This is a genomic window from Rufibacter sp. JT3400010, from assembly GCF_054956755.1.
The window spans coordinates 60263-77795 of sequence record NZ_JBUDXA010000001.1 but is presented as its reverse complement, the minus strand read 5'-3'; the positions used below and the strand labels follow the sequence as shown (position 1 = coordinate 77795).

Here is a 17533-nt window from a genome sequence, read left to right as displayed (position 1 = left end):
AATGAGTAAACCCCTGTTGATAGATAAATACGGCCGACAATTGACGTACCTGCGGCTCTCGGTCACCGACCGCTGCAATTTCAGGTGCTATTACTGCATGCCTGAGGAAGGAATGGATTTTGCAGCGCGCCAAGAACTGCTCTCTTTTGAAGAACTGTACCGTTTATCAGCTGTTTTCTGCAGCCTGGGCGTAAACAAAATCAGGATTACGGGAGGCGAGCCGTTCGTGCGGGCCGGAATTATGCCGTTTCTGCGGAAACTAAGCCAGATTCCCGGTCTGGAGGAAATCACCGTCACCAGCAACGGTTCTCTTACCCAAAACCAAATACTAGCGCTACAGGACATAGGCATTCGTAAAATCAACATCAGCCTTGATTCTTTAGACCGGGAACGATTTTTCAAAATCACCCGCCGCGACAAGTTTGATGCCGTGTATGCCAGCATTTTCCAGTTGATTAACGCAGGGTTTGATATCAAGCTGAACTGCGTGGTAGCCGAAAACAAAAACATCCAGGACATTCTCCCCTTCGTGGAACTGACAAAGGAACATGCGCTGGCAGTCCGTTTTCTGGAAGAAATGCCCTTCAATGGCAGTGATACCTTTCAATTGCCGCAATGGAGCCACCGCGAGATTTACCAGCACATAGAAAACCAGTACCCCGTTATAGAAAAACTACAAAGCGAACCTACCTCTACCTCGGTCAATTACCGCGTACCGGGCTACAAAGGTTCCTTCGGCATTATTCCTTCCTTCAGCAGAACGTTCTGCGGCACCTGCAACCGCATCAGGCTAGGCGCTACCGGCGAATTACGCACCTGCCTTTACGGCCCCCCCGCTACCAACCTCCGCGACCTAATACGTCTTGGAGCCTCATCAGAAGAGATAGAACAGGCTATTTTGACTACAGTGAGCAACCGTGAGAAAGACGGTTTCGCCGCTGAAGCTAGTTATGCGCATTCTAAACATGAATCCATGTCGGTGTTGGGAGGATAGGCTGTAGACTCGACGAATGCCTATATTTATTGCTGTGCGTATAGTTAGCGGAAGCACTCTATGCACAAGTCGGACAGCCAATCTCCTGATAGGCGGGTACCTGGCACAGACGCTCGCAGGTCTTCCAGACACTGCGAGGTCTTTTGAGAAGCGGTATAGCGGTGGCAACCAAGAACTCCCCTCCTAAATTAGGAGGGGTGCCCGGAGGGCGGGGTGGTAAAAAGCAGGTAACGGAGTAGCAGCCGTGATTACCTATAGTCCCGGTTTCGCTGCGTTGCAGCGAGGGTAGTCAGAGACTACCCTTTACCCGTAGGCACGAGTCTGGAGAGTCGCGCCAGCAAAATAAAAAATAACGGCGGCCACCATTTTAAAGTCAAATTCCCGAAAACAGCTCCTAAAGAGTTATTACATAAAGAGAAGCATGAGTTCACTTTCACATATAGATGAACAGGGCCAACCTAGCATGGTAGATGTGTCACAGAAAGCGGTGACCACCAGAACCGCAATCGCAGAAGGCATTGTTCAATTTCCCGAGGCCGTTTATGAGCAGTTAGCTGGGCAGAACTTCTTAACCAAAAAAGGAGCTGTCTTCCAGACCGCCATTATTGCCGGAGTGATGGCCGCTAAAAAAACAGCCGACATTATTCCGCTATGCCATCCGCTGGCGCTGTCTACCTGTAAGATTGACATTGTACCGGCCCCTAATGCCTCTTTGAAAGTGACGTGCCTGGTGCGCTGCGAAGGCAAAACCGGCGTGGAGATGGAAGCGTTGACGGGCGTTTCGGCGGCGGCGCTGTGCATCTATGACATGTGCAAGGCGCTCACCCATGACATCGTGCTTGCAGACATCCGGCTGGTGGAAAAGACCGGCGGTAAATCAGACCTTCATTCAGCCCGCTAAACCCTCTGTGAAGGAAGCTTTTTAACAACTGAATCATGGACAACAGATATAGTCGCCAGTTACAACTCCCTGGTTTTGGGCCAGAAGCGCAAAAGAAGCTTCAAAACGCAAAGGTACTGGTTGTGGGCGCGGGCGGCTTGGGCGCGCCGGTGCTGCAATACCTGGCGGGCATGGGCATAGGAACGCTGGGCATGGTAGACGGCGACCAGATCAGCCTCACCAACCTGCACCGGCAAGTGCTGTATAGTACCGCTGAGGTAGGCCAACTGAAGGTGGAAGTAGCGGCCCAGAAACTGGCGCAGCTCAACCCAGAGATTCAGCTGATTCCTTACTCTACGAACCTCACCCCGCAGAATGCGCTGGAAATCATTGAAAGCTACGACCTGGTCATTGACGCCACCGACAACTTCGAGGCCCGTTACCTCATCAATGATGCCTGCGTGCTGCTGGGCAAGCCGTTTGTGTACGGAGCCCTGCACCAGTTTGAAGGCCAGGTGAGCGTGTTCAATTGGCAGGGCGGCCCCACCTACCGGTGCCTCTATCCTACTCCCCCTTCGGCCCAGGAAATCCCGGACTGCAATACCGCTGGAGTGTTGGGCGTGGTGCCCGGCCTGATTGGTTGCCAACAAGCCTTGGAGGCGGTGAAAGTGATCACAGGCGTTGGTACATCTCTCTCGGGGTATTTGCTGATGCTGGATTACCTGAACCAAAGTCAATACAAGATTAAGCTGAAGGCCAAGCCCGAGAACCAGAACATCACTAGTCTGCAGAATTCTTACGCGGTGGCCAGTTGCGCCACGGTACCCGAGGTTTCAGCCACGGAGCTGTATGCCTGGTTTAAAGAAGGTAAAAAACTTCTGTTGCTGGATGTGCGGGAACAGGACGAGTATATGAAAGGGCATTTGCAGAAATCGCTGCTCACGCCCTTGTCGGTGTTCAGGAACCAGTTAGACCATTTGCCGCAGCACCTACCCATTGTTACCATCTGCCAGAAAGGAAGCCGCAGCCAGAAAGCCGCCGAAATGCTGTTAGAGAAAGAGAGCGGGGCCGAAGTCTACAGTTTAGCCGGTGGCATGGAGGCTTGGATGAGCCAATTACCTAACAAAATGGTGGTGAAATGATGGGCTTTGATGTAAACCTGCTTCTGCTCATTCTCAGTTTCTTTGTAATTGCCACGCTGTATTCGTCGGTGGGCTTTGGGGGCGGATCCAGCTACTTGGCTCTGCTGGCGCTGTTTCTGCCCAATTTTCTGGAAATCAAGTCTACGGCGCTGCTGTGCAATCTGGTGGTGGTCACGGGCAGCACCTATCTGTTCGTCAAAGAGGGTATTTTCGATTTAAAGAAGTTCTTGCCCTTAGCCGTCTGCAGTGTTCCCGCCGCATTTCTGGGTGCTACCGTGCATCTTACGCAAGACGTATTCTTCATTTGCCTGGGGACAGTACTGGCGTTCTCCGGCGCGTTGCTGATTCTGCAGTTCTTTACCCAACCCGTAGCCAAGGAAATGCACTACGGCCAACACTCCCGCTTTTTCAACTTGTCACTAGGACTAAGTTCGGGTTTTGTGTCGGGCTTGGTGGGAATTGGCGGAGGCATTCTCTTATCACCGGTGTTGCATCTGCTGCGCTGGGCCGATGCCAGAACCATTGCAGCTCTGGCTTCATTTTTCATTCTGGTGAACTCCGTGGCCGGATTACTGGGGCAAGTGGCCGGAGGTAATTTCAAGGTAGATGGTTCGCTTCTACTGCCTTTGCTGTTAGCCGTTTTCCTGGGCGGACAGCTAGGCACGCGGGTGAGCCTCCAGAAAATCAAACCGCAGGCGGTGAAAGGCTTAACGGGCGTTTTCGTTTTGTTTATCGGCCTGAAGCTGGTCATCAGTTATCTTTAGCGGCATGAGATCAGTAGAGGAAGCGTTAAACTTAGTCTTGCAACACAAATGGAAACCGGGCATAGAAGAAGTTGACTTGCTCCAGTCTATGGGGCGGGTTCTGGCCCAGGAAGTGACCGCCGACCGGGACTTTCCGCCCTTTAACCGGGTAACCATGGACGGCATCGCGCTTAGAGCGCAGGATTTCGCCGCTGGTACCAGGTCTTTTCCCATTGAGCAGGTGCAAGCCGCCGGTGCGCCGCAAACCTCCCTACAAGAAGCCGGTCACTGCCTGGAAGTAATGACCGGGGCCATGCTCCCCCTTGGGACAGACGCGGTGGTGCGGTATGAAGATGTAGACATCCAAGGCAACGTTGCCCATGTACGGATAGAGCAAGTAACCACCGGGCAGAACATCCATCCGCAGAGCTCAGACAAAAAAGCGGGTGAGGTATTGGTGTCTGCTGGAAGTTACATAACTCCCGCCATCATAGGCAATTTGGCCTCCGTAGGTTTAGCGAAAGTGAAAGTCTACCAATTGCCCAAAGTGGCGATCTGCTCCACCGGCGATGAACTGGTGGAAATAGAGGAGACGCCCCTTCCGCACCAGATACGTCGCTCTAACGCGTTCATGCTGGCCGCTGCTTTACAGCAGGAAAACATTCGGGCCGCCCTTTTCCACTTGCCTGATGAACCTGAAATCATGCGGCAGCATCTAACTTCTATTTTAACTGAAAACGACGTTTTGATTCTCTCTGGGGCGGTGTCTAAAGGAAAGTTCGATTTTCTGCCACAGGTGTTAGCTGAACTCGGTTTACAGACGGTTTTCCATAAAATAGCCCAAAAACCGGGCAAGCCCATGCTGTTCGGGGTACTGCCGGAACAGAAGGTGGTGTTCGGGTTGCCGGGGAATCCGGTGTCTACGTTCGTGTGCTACCAGCTTTTTTTCAGGCCCTGGCTCCACGCTTCCTTGAATTTAGCTACGCCTACAGCTCAGGCCCAACTCGCCCAACCCCTCACGTTTAAACCCGCCCTCACCTATCATGTGCCGGTGAAAGTGACAAATGAAAACGGCACGCTGAAAGCTACTCCCATCCCCACCACCGGCTCCGGCGACCTCACCAGTATTCTGGCAGCCGATGGCTTGTTGAGCCTACCCCCAGATAAAAGCGAGTTTACCGCAGGCATGTCTTTCCCTCTTACTCTGCTTCAATAGCCTGGCGATACTTTCCTGAAGGTTAGCCTGTTGCCACTTCTTGAAGTATGGTTTTAGGGGTAGTTTTAGAAAAATCGAGCTAAAAACAAGAGCTGACTTCCCAATCCATAGCACCTGATTACGTACAAGGAAACAGGCATCACATTTGAAAACCATGGAAAATACAGCATATAACGCAGAGCGCTACCGGGAACTGAATGGGTACTTCCGCGACAAGATTCAGCATCAGTTAGACACAGATCCGCATTTGCAGAAGCAGGTGGCCGAGGGCAATAGTTTGCAACTTCAGGACGTTGTGGAGAGCATGACGTTACAGGATCAAGGTCTATGGAAAGAGTTTTTGCATCTTGATCAGCTTAAAATGCAGCAGGACTTGCAGAACCACTTAGAAGGAAAAGGCACTCCAATGCATAACGGTTCCGGGTTTTACCGTCAGCCAAACCAGGAAAATGGTGATGACAAGCCACTTTGGTGATTGAGCCCTGCTGAAAGCTCTTTAAAAAATTTATAAAGTGATTTCCTCGCTCGCCTCTGGCGAGTGTGAGCTACTCGCGGCGTCTCGCCGCTTTGTAAACATGCAAATACTCAAAGAAGCGGCCAGAGGCCGAAGGTAGCCCACACTCGCCAGAGGCGAGCGAGTGTTCAGGTTGGTCAATAATTTAAGTGCTGATTTTCTCTACAGGTTTTATTACTTCAGATAAGTCACGATTCTACTCTTAAGGCAAATTCCTCGTTTGAAGATGATTTTCCCCTTAAGGATTGCCTAAACGTGAGTTTGAGGCAGCAAGCGGAGCTAATAAATAGGGGTGTTTACAAAGGAAATCATGCATTGCACAAGCATCTAGAGGGTTTTAACCTTCCCAAATATGATTGATTAGAAATGATTGGATCAGCAGGCGTAAACACCCCTCTACGCTCCCCTCAAGGGGAGAATCTGCGGTTGGAACTAAAGTTGGGTTATTGGGCCGCAAAAATTGTTTTTTTCACTTTAAAGCAAAAGATCAAACCATAACTTTCATTAATTTACAGCAACTCACACCCAACTAGCCATTTATCTCAATGACTCAAAGCTATACTGGGCATCACTCCAGAATTCATCAAGCGCAATGATTCTAGGTTTTAAGAAGGAGATGAGGGCGGGCCAGTCTTCGCGATTGAAGATGTTCACGGGGCTGATTTCTTTGTAGATGCGGCTGATGGTTTCGCCAAACTCATTGGTGGTGTGCAGTTCCCATTCCCATTCTTCGCCCAGGGTTTCGTGCAGGTAGGTTCTTAACTCCAGAAACTGTTCAAAGAAGAGTTGCTGTATCTCGGGGTCTGGGTGCGTCAGTTCAATCCCGATGGAGGCGTTCTTGCTTTCGGCCCGCATTCTGAAATACACGTGTTTTAAGCCCGTCTTGTAGTTAGACCAGTTGATCTTGAGTCCTTCGGCCGAAGGATGGGGCGCAATGTATTGCCCAAACGTAGTCCAAAAGGCTTGTCTTAGTTGCGAGGCTTGTTCTCTGGTGTACATAGGCGGCAGATTGAGAATGGATGGGGATACGGTTGGCCGGTAGCGGATTCAGGTAAGAAAGTGCCATAATTGGTGTGTTCATCTTCTTACCGAGGCACCTCAGCGTACATCTTGTCGCTTTTACTTCTGATGGCGAACGCCAAAACAGCGCTATTTGGACGGCCTTAAAAAAAAGCATGTAAGTACATAAATACTTACTTTTAAGTATTTTTTCTAAATATAGAAAAACAGTAATTTGCAGACAGATGGAGTTAGTCATCTGACTTCATCACAGGTTTTACTTATGTTGAAAAAGGGGGCATCGGGGGACGCCCCCTTTTTTATTTTCATCCGGTAACTAGTCCGTTCAGCGGAAGTCTTGGTATTCCCTGCTCTTCTAAAAAACTGGCTGTCAAGACTAATCAACGCTTAGAGTATAAACTACCACAGATGATGCACGCTGGGCTTGATGTATTTCTCGTACACCCGGCGCACCCCTTCCATCTGCTCCTGGCTTAAAGCGGGTAAGACGGCGGCGTTCAGGTTAGAGGTAAGCTGCTCGGGGCGCGAAGCACCCGGAATCACGGTGCTTACTTCGGGGAACATGAGCACCCAGCGAAGCGCCCAGGTGGCCAAGGATTCCTGCCCCGGAAAAAGGGTTTTGAGTTCTTCCACAGCCTCCAGGCCTAAATCAAAGTCCACGCCTGAAAACGTTTCGCCTTTGTCAAAGGCTTCGCCGTTACGGTTGAAGGCCCGATGATCCTCGGGGTTGAAGGTGGTCTGGTGCGACATTTTTCCGGTGAGCAAGCCGCTGGCGAGGGGCACCCGCACAATCAGGCCCACGTTGTTTTCTTTGGCTACGGAGAACAGCTGCTCACTCGGCTTTAGCCGGAACATGTTAAAGATAACCTGTACGGTGGTCACGTTGGGGTACTTCATGGCCATGAGTGCCTCGTCTACCAATTCCACGCTCACGCCCAGATTACGGATCTTGCCCTGCTCCTTAAGGCGGTCAAATACCTCAAAGATCTCGGGGCGCGTGTACACCTCGGTGGGCGGACAATGCAACTGGATGAGGTCAATGGTGTCCAGTTTCATGTTGCGCAGGCTCTGCTCCACGTAGCCGGTCAATGCCTCAGGCGTATAGCCTTCCGGAACGTGCGGCTGTATCTGGCGGCCGCATTTGGTGGCAATAAAAACCTCTTCTGAGCGGCTTTTCACTACTTTGGCTACGGCGGCTTCGCTGAGGCCGTCGCTGTAGACATCGGCAGTGTCAATGAAATTCACGCCCGCGTCAATGGCTGCGTGCAAGATGTTTTCGGCGGTTTGCTCGTTGAACGGCTCTCCCCAACGGCCCCCCACCTGCCAGGTACCCAGAGAGATTTCTGATACGTTGAAGCCGGTTTTACCTAATGTTCTATAATTCATTCTTAGCTGTTTTAATGGAAGTCTATACTCGTATGTACTTGTGAAGGTCCTGAAAAGATAGCACCTAGGTTAATTTTTCCTGTTTCGCCCGTAAGGGAGTTGTTTTAAATGCGTTTTCACGAAAGTAGCCCTGAAACTGTGTAATCCATGAAAGAGTGACTTTCCGAGGAATTCAGGAAGCGTAGTTTTAGCGGTGTTGCTCGTAAGTTCCGGTGGGCACTTGCCTTTGTAACGCTTGCAAGACCTCCGTAGAAAGTGCCGCCGCTGAGGCCGCCTGCACCGCTTGTGCCAAGTGCTGCGGAGTTCTGATGCCTAACTCCGCCGAAGTGACCGCCGGATGGTGCAGCACGTACCGCACCGATGCCTCCATCACGTTTTCTTCGCCGGCAATGGCTTTGAGCGCCTCGGCGGTTTGGGTGACTTCTACGGCGGTGTGGTTCAGATACGGTTTTGGTGTTTTTCCCAGTAAAAGCCCCTGCGCCAGACTGCCCCGCGCCAACATGCCAATCTGGTGCTGGTGCAACAAATCCAGTATTTCTTCTTCGGGACGGCGGTCCAGCAGGCTGTACTGCATCATGACGCTGACCAGGTTAGATTTGGCTATATATTCACGAATCACGTTCGGTCTGATGGACGAAATGCCGTAGTGCCTGATTTTACCCTGCTGCTTTAGCAGTTCAAAGGCTTCAATGATCTCGTCAATAGGGTCTTCTATGGTGCCGCCGTGTAGTTGGTACAAATCAATATAATCGGTCTTCAGCCTGCGGAGGCTCTGCTCCACGGCTTCCAGAATGTATGCTTTGGTGGGGTTCCAGTCCCAGCCGCTGCCATCGGGCCGCCACTGGTTGCCTACTTTGGTGGCGATGATGACCTGGTCGCGTTTTCCCTGGAAGGCTTTGCCCACGGTTTCTTCGTTGCGGCCTTTCTCGTAGAGGTCGGCGGTGTCAAAGAAATTGATGCCTTGCTCCTGCGCCTGGTGCAACAACCGGATATTCTCCTCTTCAGAGCCGGTCAAAGACATACACCCGAAACTGACTTCGCTCATCTGTAAGTCTGATGTACCTAATGCGTTATAGTTCATACGTTCATCTTCTACTTGTAAAGAGGCATGCGCCTTTGCCGCCAAAGGTAACAGGAAACCGGTTTAGGGCTTAGTTTCCTAAAAGTAACTCCGAAACGCCGCAACCCGCTTACCTCTAAAACGAGCCTGCTTCAAGAAGATTTGGTACGTTTTGTCTTCCGCCTGAAAGCGCTCCTCTCCTTCTATACGCCCGTGTTTTTAGGTTGATTTACAGAAAGCGATGCAGAAACGGAAGTCTACCGCTGTGTTCTGACAGTTAGCGGGAATTGGGCGCTACACCTTCCGCCAGGGCTGAAGCCCTTCGGCTTTCATTCTGGTATAGAGCAGCAGAATGTACACCACATCCAACACAAAGATGCCGCAGTACAGCAAAATGAGCAGGTACGAATTAGGGAAATACAGGTAGAACAAGACCGATGGAAAAACCGTCCCGATGCATTTATTCAGGCCTATGTACAAAGACTGCCCCGCCGAGCTGTTCCGCTTGAGTAGCATTCTCACAAACAGCACCGACATCATCAGGTTTTGCGCGAAAGCGGCGTAAATGCCAATGTAGTCGTTGAATTCGCGGGCCATAAACGCGATGGTAAGCGCGCAGTACACCAGCGTGAAGAGGAAGGTGCCATAGAATAGCTTCTGCGGAAGTTGCCGGGGAAACTCGCCCCGGCCGTACTGCAGGTACTGCACCAGAATGCCCACGTCAAACAAAAGCCACAGGTAATCGATGGACAACTGCGGCTGCGGGTGCGGATACACAAACGCAAAGGTAAACTCCCAGGCGAGGTTGGCACAAAGCGCCACCATGGGCATGCCGTAGAGCTTGTCTTTGTACCCTCGGCGCAGAATCAGAAGATAGGTGATGGTCCAGAAAAGGCCACTGCCAATCATCAGGAAATGGCTTAGCCCGGTATCTAGGTGAACAGGATCTTGCAACATACTTTTCCTAAACAGTTTTTGGGGATTTTGGTTAGGCAAAGGTGGTGGGTTTTAATAGATGGGTATTTTAGCTTGGTGTTGATGTTACGTCAAAATCAATACTTCATATCTGAGAGTTTTTCTATATTTTGTACTATCAATCTATTCAAAAAATATATAGAAAGACATGCCCGTAAAAGACCTTCATGAAAAACCTTTCGATGAGTTTACAATAACTAAACTCAAAATATTTGAGCAGTATACCGATGCATGGTTACCAACTTTTGTCATGCAGAGCAAACCTAAAATATATATATTTGATTTTTTTGCTGGAACTGGATATGACAAGAATGGGGTAGCAGGAAGCCCCATAAGAATTCTAAAAGCAATAAAGAAGTTTGTGAATTTTATTTTTACAAAGAATGTAAATTTAGAGGTCTTCTTCAATGAAATGGATAAAGACAAATTCCTTGAACTGAAGAGATCGTGTGATGAGTTTTTTTTACAGAATGAAGAGTTTAGCAGGTTTCTAACTTGTCATTTCTACCAAGAAGATTTTGAAAAGCTTTTCCCTAAACTACTGCCTAAGATATCAGAAGCACCAAGTTTGGTATTCTTGGATCAAAATGGTGTAAAGTTTACCTCTAAAAAATACTTTCAAGCTTTAGCAAAAATAAGTCAAACCGATTTCCTCTATTTTGTTTCAACCTCATATATTTGGCGTTTTTCTGAAACCGAATCCTTTCAGAAGCACTTAGATTCCTCTTTAGATACTTCTAATAAAAGTAATTACAGGCTTATTCATAGAACATTGGTAGAACAATTGAGAAGTAATCTAGCGGATTATCCATCTATCAAACTTCTTCCGTTTTCATTAAAAAAAGGAACAAACATTTATGGACTTGTATTTGGTGCTAAGCATTACAGAGCAGTAGATAAGTTCTTAGATATTGCTTGGAAGGAGAATTCAGTGAATGGTGATGCAAACTTTGATATTGATGAAGATATTCCTCCCCAGCAACTTAGTATTTTTGACATCATTCAGCCTAGAATTAGCAAAGTTGAGAAGTTTAATAGATTTCTTGAGGCTACCATTAAAGAAAAGCTAAACGTGGATAGTAGATTTGTTTATGAATTCACTTTAAATCAAGGTCATCCAGTAAGGCATGCTTCAGATTTATTAAAGAAACTAAAAAAATTGGGTATTATTGATTATAAAGGTAGCTCACCTAAAATCAAGTATGATGCCTTTAAAAAAGATGAAGATAATGTTCCGATAAGGTGGAAAGGAAGATAATAAGTTTGTATATGGCTAATAATTTTGTCTTTAGATCTTTTATTGCTATTTTTATTAGTAATTTGTAATTAGACTATGGCGGCATCATCAATTGAATGGACAGAAGAGACATGGAACCCAACTACAGGTTGTGATAAGTTGTCTGCGGGTTGTAAAAACTGCTATGCTGAGGTGATGTCTAAGCGCTTGCATGCTATGGGAATTGAAAAGTACAGAAACAACTTTGACATTACCACTCATGAAAGCGAGTTGAACCGACCTTATACTTGGAAGAAAGGCCGTGTTGTCTTTGTAAATTCCATGAGCGACCTCTTCCACAAAGACGTGCCGCTTTCCTTTATTCTGAAAGTTTTTAAGGTGATGAATGAATGCCCACAGCACACCTTTCAAGTGCTCACCAAACGCGGGGATATACTTCATAAATACAACCCTTTTCTAAATTGGACACCTAACATCTGGATGGGTGTTTCTGTAGAGAACAGCAACTTTGTAGAACGTATTGATTACTTGCGAGATACTGGAGCTATAACCAAGTTTCTTTCACTGGAACCTCTGTTAGGTCCATTACCAAACCTTAATTTAGGGGGAATCGATTGGGTTATCGTAGGTGGTGAGTCCGGTCACAAAGCACGCCCAATAAAGGAAGAATGGGTATTAGAACTAAGGGATCAATGCAAGAATGCCAATGTAGCGTTCTTCTTTAAACAATGGGGCGGTAAGAACAAGAAAGCTTCTGATCGTTTGTTACAGGGTCGCACCTATGATGAGATGCCTACTCGCTCAAGACTAATCCACAAAGTAATTGCTCATTAGTTCTATTATTTTTTGATCTCTCAAGATTCAGAGTTATTTAATTGCATCAATAGTATTAACCAAGATCTAAAGCCACGAATTGATTCGTGGCTTTTTGTATAAACAAGTATTTAACATTATGAATAGTTAATTAAAAAAAATAAAGTACAACTAAAGTGCTGAAACAAGTCTGATGTCGTATCTACTTAAATCACAAAGTATTTAACACATGCCAACAAACCCGCTCATCCTAACGCTCACGCTAAACCTCGAAGCATTTGAGTTCTTTTCTGAGTTGCGGGACAAGCATTTTCCGCGGGAGCGGAATTTTCTGAAGGCGCATCTTACCTTGTTTCACCACCTTCCTCCGGCAGAAAACAGGATAACCGAACTGCTGGCAGACGTGTGTCAAAAGCAGACGCAACTACCATTAGAAGTGACCGAGTTGATGAGCCTGGGGAATGGAGTGGCCTACAGAATTAGAAGCGAAGCACTACAGCAACTGCACAAAGTGTTGCAGCGGCAATGGGAACCTTTCCTGACGCCGCAGGACATACAGAAACTGCGCCCGCACATCACCATTCAGAACAAGGTAAAGCCCGAGGTAGCCAAAGCACTGGAGAATGAGTTAAGAAGTACGTTCCAACCGTTTGAGATCACCGGCACAGGCTTCACCCTTTGGGAATATGAAGGCGGCCCCTGGAAGTTCTACCAGGAGTTTCCTTTTCTAGGCTAAAAACCCGAAAACAGCTAAAAAACAGGAACGGAGTAAGCCTTGAAGGAAAGCAACGGAAGCGATCATCTCCCCTTAGTCCTCCTGAAAGGAATTTGGGGGCAGACGGTGGTAGCGTTGCTTTAGAGCAATTCTCGCTCGCCCCTAAGATCCTTTCAGGAGGACAATTAGAGGGTGTTTTGTCAAAATCAGTTTTAAAATGGAATTAAAAGTAAGGGTCAAAATGCGTGCTTTCAAAACACATATTTTGACCCTTACTTCCCTCTGGCACTGGTGCTTCTTAGAATTTACCTAACCCCACTATGTAGTCTTTGCTGCCATCGGTAACCCAGGCATCTAACTGAGCAGGGTCTTTCATCTGCTGCCCGCGTTGGCGCGGCACGGCAATATACCCACACTTCAGATCCGGCAACGCCGACATATCACTCCACAGTTTTTCAATCTGCGCTACTGGGTAGATGTCTTCCTGGCCGTGTCCCCAACGGTATTTCACGTCTTTGATGGTCACGTAGGTTGGCATGCGGTGCGCCACGCTTCTAACGGCTTTGGCTAGCAGCGCCTCATCCCCGCGTAAATCTGCGCGGGTAAGCCCGAACAACGCCAGCAGCGGGTCTATCTGAATCCAGGTGGTCATGGTGTTGTAGTAGCTCAGGTTCAGTTCGTCTTCTTCGCGGGGCTGCGCCAGTCCCTCCAGCAAACGCACTTTTCCGTTCACGCGGGCCAATCCGCCGCCGCGGTCCTCAATACGGCGCGGCACTACCTCAAACGTGAGCACATTCCCGGAATCCAGGTGATGCCCCAAGGCAGCTGGGTTCAAGTCGGCACCCAGCGTATCAATGTTGTGCAGCATGAGGGTCTCTAACTGCGGATTCTCTTCTAATATCTGCGCCAGCACCCCATTCCGGAGCATGTTAGACACCTCGTACCAGTGTCCTAACGGCGAGAAACGCTGCGAGGCAATGTTGTCGGCGTAATCAGAACCTTCGCCCTTAGACTTGGCCCAATCAATCATAGACCTTCTGCCAGATTCGCGTACTTTCTGCTTGTTCTCGTCCAGGGTTTCCTGCGGCATTTCTTCCCACAAAAAACGCAAGTCGCGCTCCATAGGCACATAGCGCTGACCAATAGAACGGCCCGTAGACAAATACACTGGCCCCTCGTAGCCATATTTCTGCGTCAGCTCCAACTTTTTCCTTATCGGCTCATGCGTGAGGTAACTGGTGGCTACGATGTGCGGCAGCAAAGCTCCGTATTTACTTGAAACCGCTTTGGTTTTCGCCAAATGGATTTCCAGGAAGCTGCGGTGTACGCCTTCTACCTCCACAAAGGGGTTCAGGGCTTTGATAACGCCGGCTCCTTTGGTCCAGCGGCTACCAACCCCGGCGGCCAAACTCAACACGCCCACTTTGCCTGCTTTGATGGCATTTTCACCGGTTGCCACCGCGTTGGAAAGGCTTTCCAAGTTCGCTAAGTCTGACGGCTGCACGTCTTCAATGGTGGTCTCATTGGGCAGACGGTTGCGCGACAACCCGATGTAACCTTTCTGCAACTGCTCCCTTATTTCTTCGTGCTGAATAAAGTCGAAGCCGTTTTCTTTTTTGATGCGGTCGGCTTTCTCATTTTCATTGCTGCGCCCGCCCTGGCTGCTTGGGTCAGACACCTTGAACAGGTTGCTCACAATGGTGCGCAGCAATGGGTAAGCCACGTTGTTCTCCCCGCAATGCGTGGTGAAGAAGTCAATTTCGGCCCGCCGCACATACGAAATGCTCTGCGGGTCTTTCTTCACCAGGTCAGACACGTGAATGGCGTAGTATTGCTCTGGCATCATTGCCTCGTTGCCTACGTGCAGATAAGACCACGAGCCTTTGTGGTTGATGTTCCAGTTATACACTACCGGTTCCATGGCAAACGGCAAAGAGTCAGAAAGTTCTGCTTTGGTAGCCCGCAGGATCTCCAGCACCCGGCCCTTGTAGTCCTCGTATTGGTCTGGGTTCACAAACATGCCCATTCCGCCGCCCGACATACCGCCCAGCATTAAGAAGCCCAGGTAATTGTGCCCGAACTCTTTTCTGGCTCTTTTGATGATTTCTTCGGTAAAGTGCGTGGAAGCCCACGGAATAATAGTTTTGATGGGCTTTTCGAAATTATGCGCCGTATTCGCCGCTAACTTCCGGATGTCGCCTTCTCTGAGGGCCGCCAGAATGTTGTCAAACACTTGGTTAGTCTGCTGCCGCGCTTCCCACTCGTTCTCGCCTCTGAGCAGGTATTTCTCGGTCACCATCTCCAGAATTGGCCCCACGTTAGAAGCCATGCCGCCGTGCATGAGCACCAGCGAGTTCATGAGTTTATCGGCCATCTCTGGGTGAATCTCTTCGCCCTGCAATACGCGGTGCCTTGGCAACAAAGTACCACGGCTTATTCCGAATTCGGGGTCGCCTTCCTGGGCAAAGGTGCCTTGAATGGCTTTGATGCCCGGCCAAACACCACCGGAATCCTGCCAGCCACCGCCTGAACCGCCAATCCACTCGCCCAGAATGGCGCGGGAAGCCACCAAGCGGCGTTCGCTTTCATCCAGTCCGCCTACCAGGTTCTTGGTTTGGCCGGTAGCCCGCATCAATAAGCTAATGATGGAACCCAAGAGGTTGGTAGATACGGCAAAGCGGGAACCTTTCGGGATATCATTCACGCGGGTCACCAGTTCAATACCCATGCCCGGCGCCACAATGCGGGCCAGGATATCTGGTAACGACTGGTTGGTGCCTTCAAACGACGGCGGAATCAAGCCCGAGGCAATCACCCCGGCTTTCACCAGACTCAGGTAATCATTCCCGAAGTTGAACAGGTCGTCCAGCTCAGTAATATCTTTGGAGGTGTTCAGGTCAATGCTGGTCACCCGCAACACCGGCTCAGGAATGACCCGCACATACGACTGCAACGGCGGCCGAATGTCTTTGTCGCGTCCGAACACGCCCAGGTTAATGGAGATGTTCAGCACCCTGGCTCCCTCGGGGTAATCCATGCCCAGGAAGAAGATATCTGACCAGCCGCTGTGGGTTAAGTCCATGCGCACCGAAGTCTGCTCTTCCAGCACCGGGTAGAAAAGCGAGCTTTCCTGCCGCTGCAACAATTGCGGGTGAATCTTGATAGGATGCTCTTCCTGGTGCCCTACCCTGAACATCCACTGGTTTCCTTTGCTGGAACGCACGCTTTTGCGTACCTGGTTGGCCAATATCTGGAAAGACAGGTGATGGTAGCTTTCGGCCAGACCGCTGAACAAAGCGGCATTGGGTCCGTGCGTGTCTATCTCCTTTAAGAAGGTAGTGATAGCGTGCTCAAACCGGCGGGCCAGCAAATCCTCAAAACCAGCGTACGGAATCTTTCCGGTAGACGGAGTATCTGCGGCCTCCATTAAGAAGAAGCGGTAACCCGCGGCCAAAAAGAGAATGGCACGTACTTTGTCGTATAAACTAGGGGTGGTTTTTCTGAAATCATCTAATTCCCGCAGGGCCTTGAAAAGCTCTCTGGTAGAAAGACTCCGGCTCATCTGGAAAAAAGAGCGGTTCCGTTCTGCGGGGTCAGTAGATGTAATGGTTTGTATAAAGATATTCATCTGCCTCTTGTATAAGCAATTAAGCGCGTGCTAGTCACAGCCCCCAATTGCTGTAAAACCCTATTTCGTTTGACGTTGGTTGGCTTCGGCCAGAAGTTCTACCATGGTGGTGAGTGTTTCATCGTGGGCTTTGCCCGCCAAACCTAAGGCAATCTGCGCCTGCAACAACCCTTGCTTTTTACTCAGATCATAGCGGTTTCCTTTCACTTCCAACGCCAGGTATTTCTCGGTAGAAGCTAACTCTTGCAAGGCCGTGGTTAGCTGCACATTCTGGCTGCCGCTTTCAATCTGCGTCTGTAGGATAGAGAAAACCGAAGGCGTTAACACGTGCATCCCGAAGAAGCAGAGGTAATAACCGGCCCGTAAACCCGGCGTTTGCAGTTCCAGTTCGGCGGTGCTCAACGAGGGTTTTTCTATGATGCGGTCAATTTGGTACACGCCTTTCTGGTTAGGCTGGTGCTTGCCCGTAAGCGTGCCATATCGATGGATCTGGTGCTCAATGGTAGGATTCACCGCCGATACCGCGCAGCCTTCCTGCACTGCCAGGCTAATCAACTGCGCCGCACAACGCTGTTCTGCACTGGCTGAAACGTATAAGTGGTCTCCCAGCAAAAGCAAAAAAGGCTCCTCTTTCACGAACTCACGGGCACTATACACCGCATGACCGTAGCCCAGTGGCTCCTGTTGTTCTATGAATTGCAGGCGGGTGCGCAGGTTGTCTACTTTGTCGGCTTCTTCCTGGGCCCAATCAGAGTTTTTGAAAGAATCTAATAAGTTGTTCCGCAGCGAAGTGAATGCTTCCTGATAACGCGGACCGTCGCCGGGGGCGCAAATTACGCAGATTTCCTCTATACCGCTGGCAAACGCCTCTTCGGCAATAATCTGGATGGCTGGTTTGGGAAGTCCGTCAATGTCAATCACGGGCAACATGGCTTTCTGAACAGTATCGGCCACAGGATATAACCTTTCGCCACGGGCGGCAGCTGTGATGACAGCTTTTCTTATTTTCATAGAAATGTTAAATAGCAATGATTTGGAGAATAAACACAATATTCCGGGTGCTAATATAAGCTATTAATAGGCTTTGTAGCACGCCAAGTAGGTTGTTGCAATCGGATTTTGATTGGAACGAAGCAGGCCGAACTGGTCTAAAGTCCTTTACTATTGCCCATTTCAGAACTTCAGGACTTGAAGTGATTTTATGAAACGT

Annotated in this window: 15 protein-coding genes; 9 read left to right on the top strand and 6 right to left on the bottom strand. The window is 49.3% G+C overall.

The genetic code is table 11. The features are described from left to right. Position 1 precedes the first annotated feature (1 nt). The 6 genes from moaA to ACY0JR_RS00255 all read left to right on the top strand — a co-directional run bounded on the left by moaA (position 2) and on the right by ACY0JR_RS00255 (position 5450). Positions 2–994 (top strand): GTP 3',8-cyclase MoaA, encoded by a 993-nt coding sequence (moaA, locus tag ACY0JR_RS00280; RefSeq protein ID WP_462631786.1) that lies wholly within the window; start codon positions 2–4, stop codon positions 992–994. Positions 995–1415: 421 nt separating this feature from the next. Then, a complete protein-coding gene (gene moaC / locus ACY0JR_RS00275) occupies positions 1416–1895 on the top strand; it encodes a cyclic pyranopterin monophosphate synthase MoaC (RefSeq protein ID WP_462631785.1) in 480 nt (159 codons plus the stop codon). 35 nt (positions 1896–1930) lie between these two features. Then, entirely contained in the window at positions 1931–3016 is a 1086-nt protein-coding gene (gene moeB / locus ACY0JR_RS00270) for a molybdopterin-synthase adenylyltransferase MoeB (RefSeq protein ID WP_462631784.1), read from the top strand. Next, positions 3013–3780 carry a sulfite exporter TauE/SafE family protein gene (locus ACY0JR_RS00265; protein WP_462631783.1) on the top strand — a complete coding sequence of 256 codons (768 nt, stop codon included), beginning with the start codon at positions 3013–3015 and terminating at the stop codon, positions 3778–3780. The genes moeB and ACY0JR_RS00265 overlap by 4 nt, the downstream gene beginning before the upstream one ends. 4 nt (positions 3781–3784) lie before the next feature. Beyond that, entirely contained in the window at positions 3785–4975 is a 1191-nt protein-coding gene (locus ACY0JR_RS00260) for a molybdopterin molybdotransferase MoeA (protein ID WP_462631782.1), read from the top strand. A 154-nt stretch (positions 4976–5129) separates the two neighbouring features. Beyond that, on the top strand, positions 5130–5450 hold the full coding sequence (locus ACY0JR_RS00255; RefSeq protein WP_462631781.1) for a hypothetical protein: 321 nt from the start codon (positions 5130–5132) through the stop codon (positions 5448–5450). A gap of 576 nt (positions 5451–6026) precedes the next feature. Here the strand turns inward: ACY0JR_RS00255 and ACY0JR_RS00250 are convergent. The 4 genes from ACY0JR_RS00250 to ACY0JR_RS00235 form a co-directional block, all read right to left on the bottom strand. Further along, positions 6027–6488: a DUF4268 domain-containing protein gene (locus ACY0JR_RS00250; RefSeq protein ID WP_462631780.1), complete on the bottom strand. Its 462-nt coding sequence runs from the start codon at positions 6486–6488 to the stop codon at positions 6027–6029. 420 nt (positions 6489–6908) lie between these two features. Then, a complete protein-coding gene (locus ACY0JR_RS00245) occupies positions 6909–7895 on the bottom strand; it encodes an aldo/keto reductase (RefSeq protein ID WP_462631779.1) in 987 nt (328 codons plus the stop codon). Between the two features lie 187 nt (positions 7896–8082). Beyond that, on the bottom strand, positions 8083–8976 hold the full coding sequence (locus ACY0JR_RS00240; RefSeq protein WP_462631778.1) for an aldo/keto reductase: 894 nt from the start codon (positions 8974–8976) through the stop codon (positions 8083–8085). 273 nt (positions 8977–9249) lie between these two features. Further along, the gene (locus tag ACY0JR_RS00235) at positions 9250–9912 is read right to left on the bottom strand and encodes a transmembrane-type terpene cyclase (RefSeq protein ID WP_462631777.1); all 663 of its coding nucleotides are present in this window, start codon (positions 9910–9912) and stop codon (positions 9250–9252) included. 166 nt (positions 9913–10078) lie between these two features. On the opposite strand from ACY0JR_RS00235, the gene tcmP reads away from it, so the two are divergent. The 3 genes from tcmP to ACY0JR_RS00220 all read left to right on the top strand — a co-directional run bounded on the left by tcmP (position 10079) and on the right by ACY0JR_RS00220 (position 12716). Then, positions 10079–11188: a three-Cys-motif partner protein TcmP gene (gene tcmP / locus ACY0JR_RS00230; RefSeq protein ID WP_462631776.1), complete on the top strand. Its 1110-nt coding sequence runs from the start codon at positions 10079–10081 to the stop codon at positions 11186–11188. Positions 11189–11263: 75 nt separating this feature from the next. After that, entirely contained in the window at positions 11264–12001 is a 738-nt protein-coding gene (locus ACY0JR_RS00225; protein ID WP_462631775.1) for a DUF5131 family protein, read from the top strand. Positions 12002–12209: 208 nt separating this feature from the next. Then, positions 12210–12716: a 2'-5' RNA ligase family protein gene (locus tag ACY0JR_RS00220; protein ID WP_462631774.1), complete on the top strand. Its 507-nt coding sequence runs from the start codon at positions 12210–12212 to the stop codon at positions 12714–12716. A 277-nt stretch (positions 12717–12993) separates the two neighbouring features. Here the strand turns inward: ACY0JR_RS00220 and ACY0JR_RS00215 are convergent, their stop codons facing one another. Beyond that, positions 12994–16323, bottom strand: a complete 3330-nt coding sequence (locus ACY0JR_RS00215) for a UTP--glucose-1-phosphate uridylyltransferase (protein WP_462631773.1) — start codon at positions 16321–16323, stop codon at positions 12994–12996. Positions 16324–16383: 60 nt separating this feature from the next. Next, on the bottom strand, positions 16384–17334 hold the full coding sequence (locus ACY0JR_RS00210) for a UTP--glucose-1-phosphate uridylyltransferase (RefSeq protein ID WP_462631772.1): 951 nt from the start codon (positions 17332–17334) through the stop codon (positions 16384–16386). Between the last annotated feature and the right edge of the window lie 199 nt (positions 17335–17533).

What these genes read in the sequence shown, in the direction of transcription:
- moaA (WP_462631786.1), top strand. Translation starts at nt 2, where the DNA reads ATGAGTAAACCCCTGTTGATAGATAAATACGGCCGACAATTGACGTAC.
- moaC (WP_462631785.1), top strand. Translation starts at nt 1,416, where the DNA reads ATGAGTTCACTTTCACATATAGATGAACAGGGCCAACCTAGCATGGTA.
- moeB (WP_462631784.1), top strand. Translation starts at nt 1,931, where the DNA reads ATGGACAACAGATATAGTCGCCAGTTACAACTCCCTGGTTTTGGGCCA.
- ACY0JR_RS00265 (WP_462631783.1), top strand. Translation starts at nt 3,013, where the DNA reads ATGATGGGCTTTGATGTAAACCTGCTTCTGCTCATTCTCAGTTTCTTT.
- ACY0JR_RS00260 (WP_462631782.1), top strand. Translation starts at nt 3,785, where the DNA reads ATGAGATCAGTAGAGGAAGCGTTAAACTTAGTCTTGCAACACAAATGG.
- ACY0JR_RS00255 (WP_462631781.1), top strand. Translation starts at nt 5,130, where the DNA reads ATGGAAAATACAGCATATAACGCAGAGCGCTACCGGGAACTGAATGGG.
- ACY0JR_RS00250 (WP_462631780.1), bottom strand. Translation starts at nt 6,488, where the DNA reads ATGTACACCAGAGAACAAGCCTCGCAACTAAGACAAGCCTTTTGGACT.
- ACY0JR_RS00245 (WP_462631779.1), bottom strand. Translation starts at nt 7,895, where the DNA reads ATGAATTATAGAACATTAGGTAAAACCGGCTTCAACGTATCAGAAATC.
- ACY0JR_RS00240 (WP_462631778.1), bottom strand. Translation starts at nt 8,976, where the DNA reads ATGAACTATAACGCATTAGGTACATCAGACTTACAGATGAGCGAAGTC.
- ACY0JR_RS00235 (WP_462631777.1), bottom strand. Translation starts at nt 9,912, where the DNA reads ATGTTGCAAGATCCTGTTCACCTAGATACCGGGCTAAGCCATTTCCTG.
- tcmP (WP_462631776.1), top strand. Translation starts at nt 10,079, where the DNA reads ATGCCCGTAAAAGACCTTCATGAAAAACCTTTCGATGAGTTTACAATA.
- ACY0JR_RS00225 (WP_462631775.1), top strand. Translation starts at nt 11,264, where the DNA reads ATGGCGGCATCATCAATTGAATGGACAGAAGAGACATGGAACCCAACT.
- ACY0JR_RS00220 (WP_462631774.1), top strand. Translation starts at nt 12,210, where the DNA reads ATGCCAACAAACCCGCTCATCCTAACGCTCACGCTAAACCTCGAAGCA.
- ACY0JR_RS00215 (WP_462631773.1), bottom strand. Translation starts at nt 16,323, where the DNA reads ATGAATATCTTTATACAAACCATTACATCTACTGACCCCGCAGAACGG.
- ACY0JR_RS00210 (WP_462631772.1), bottom strand. Translation starts at nt 17,334, where the DNA reads ATGAAAATAAGAAAAGCTGTCATCACAGCTGCCGCCCGTGGCGAAAGG.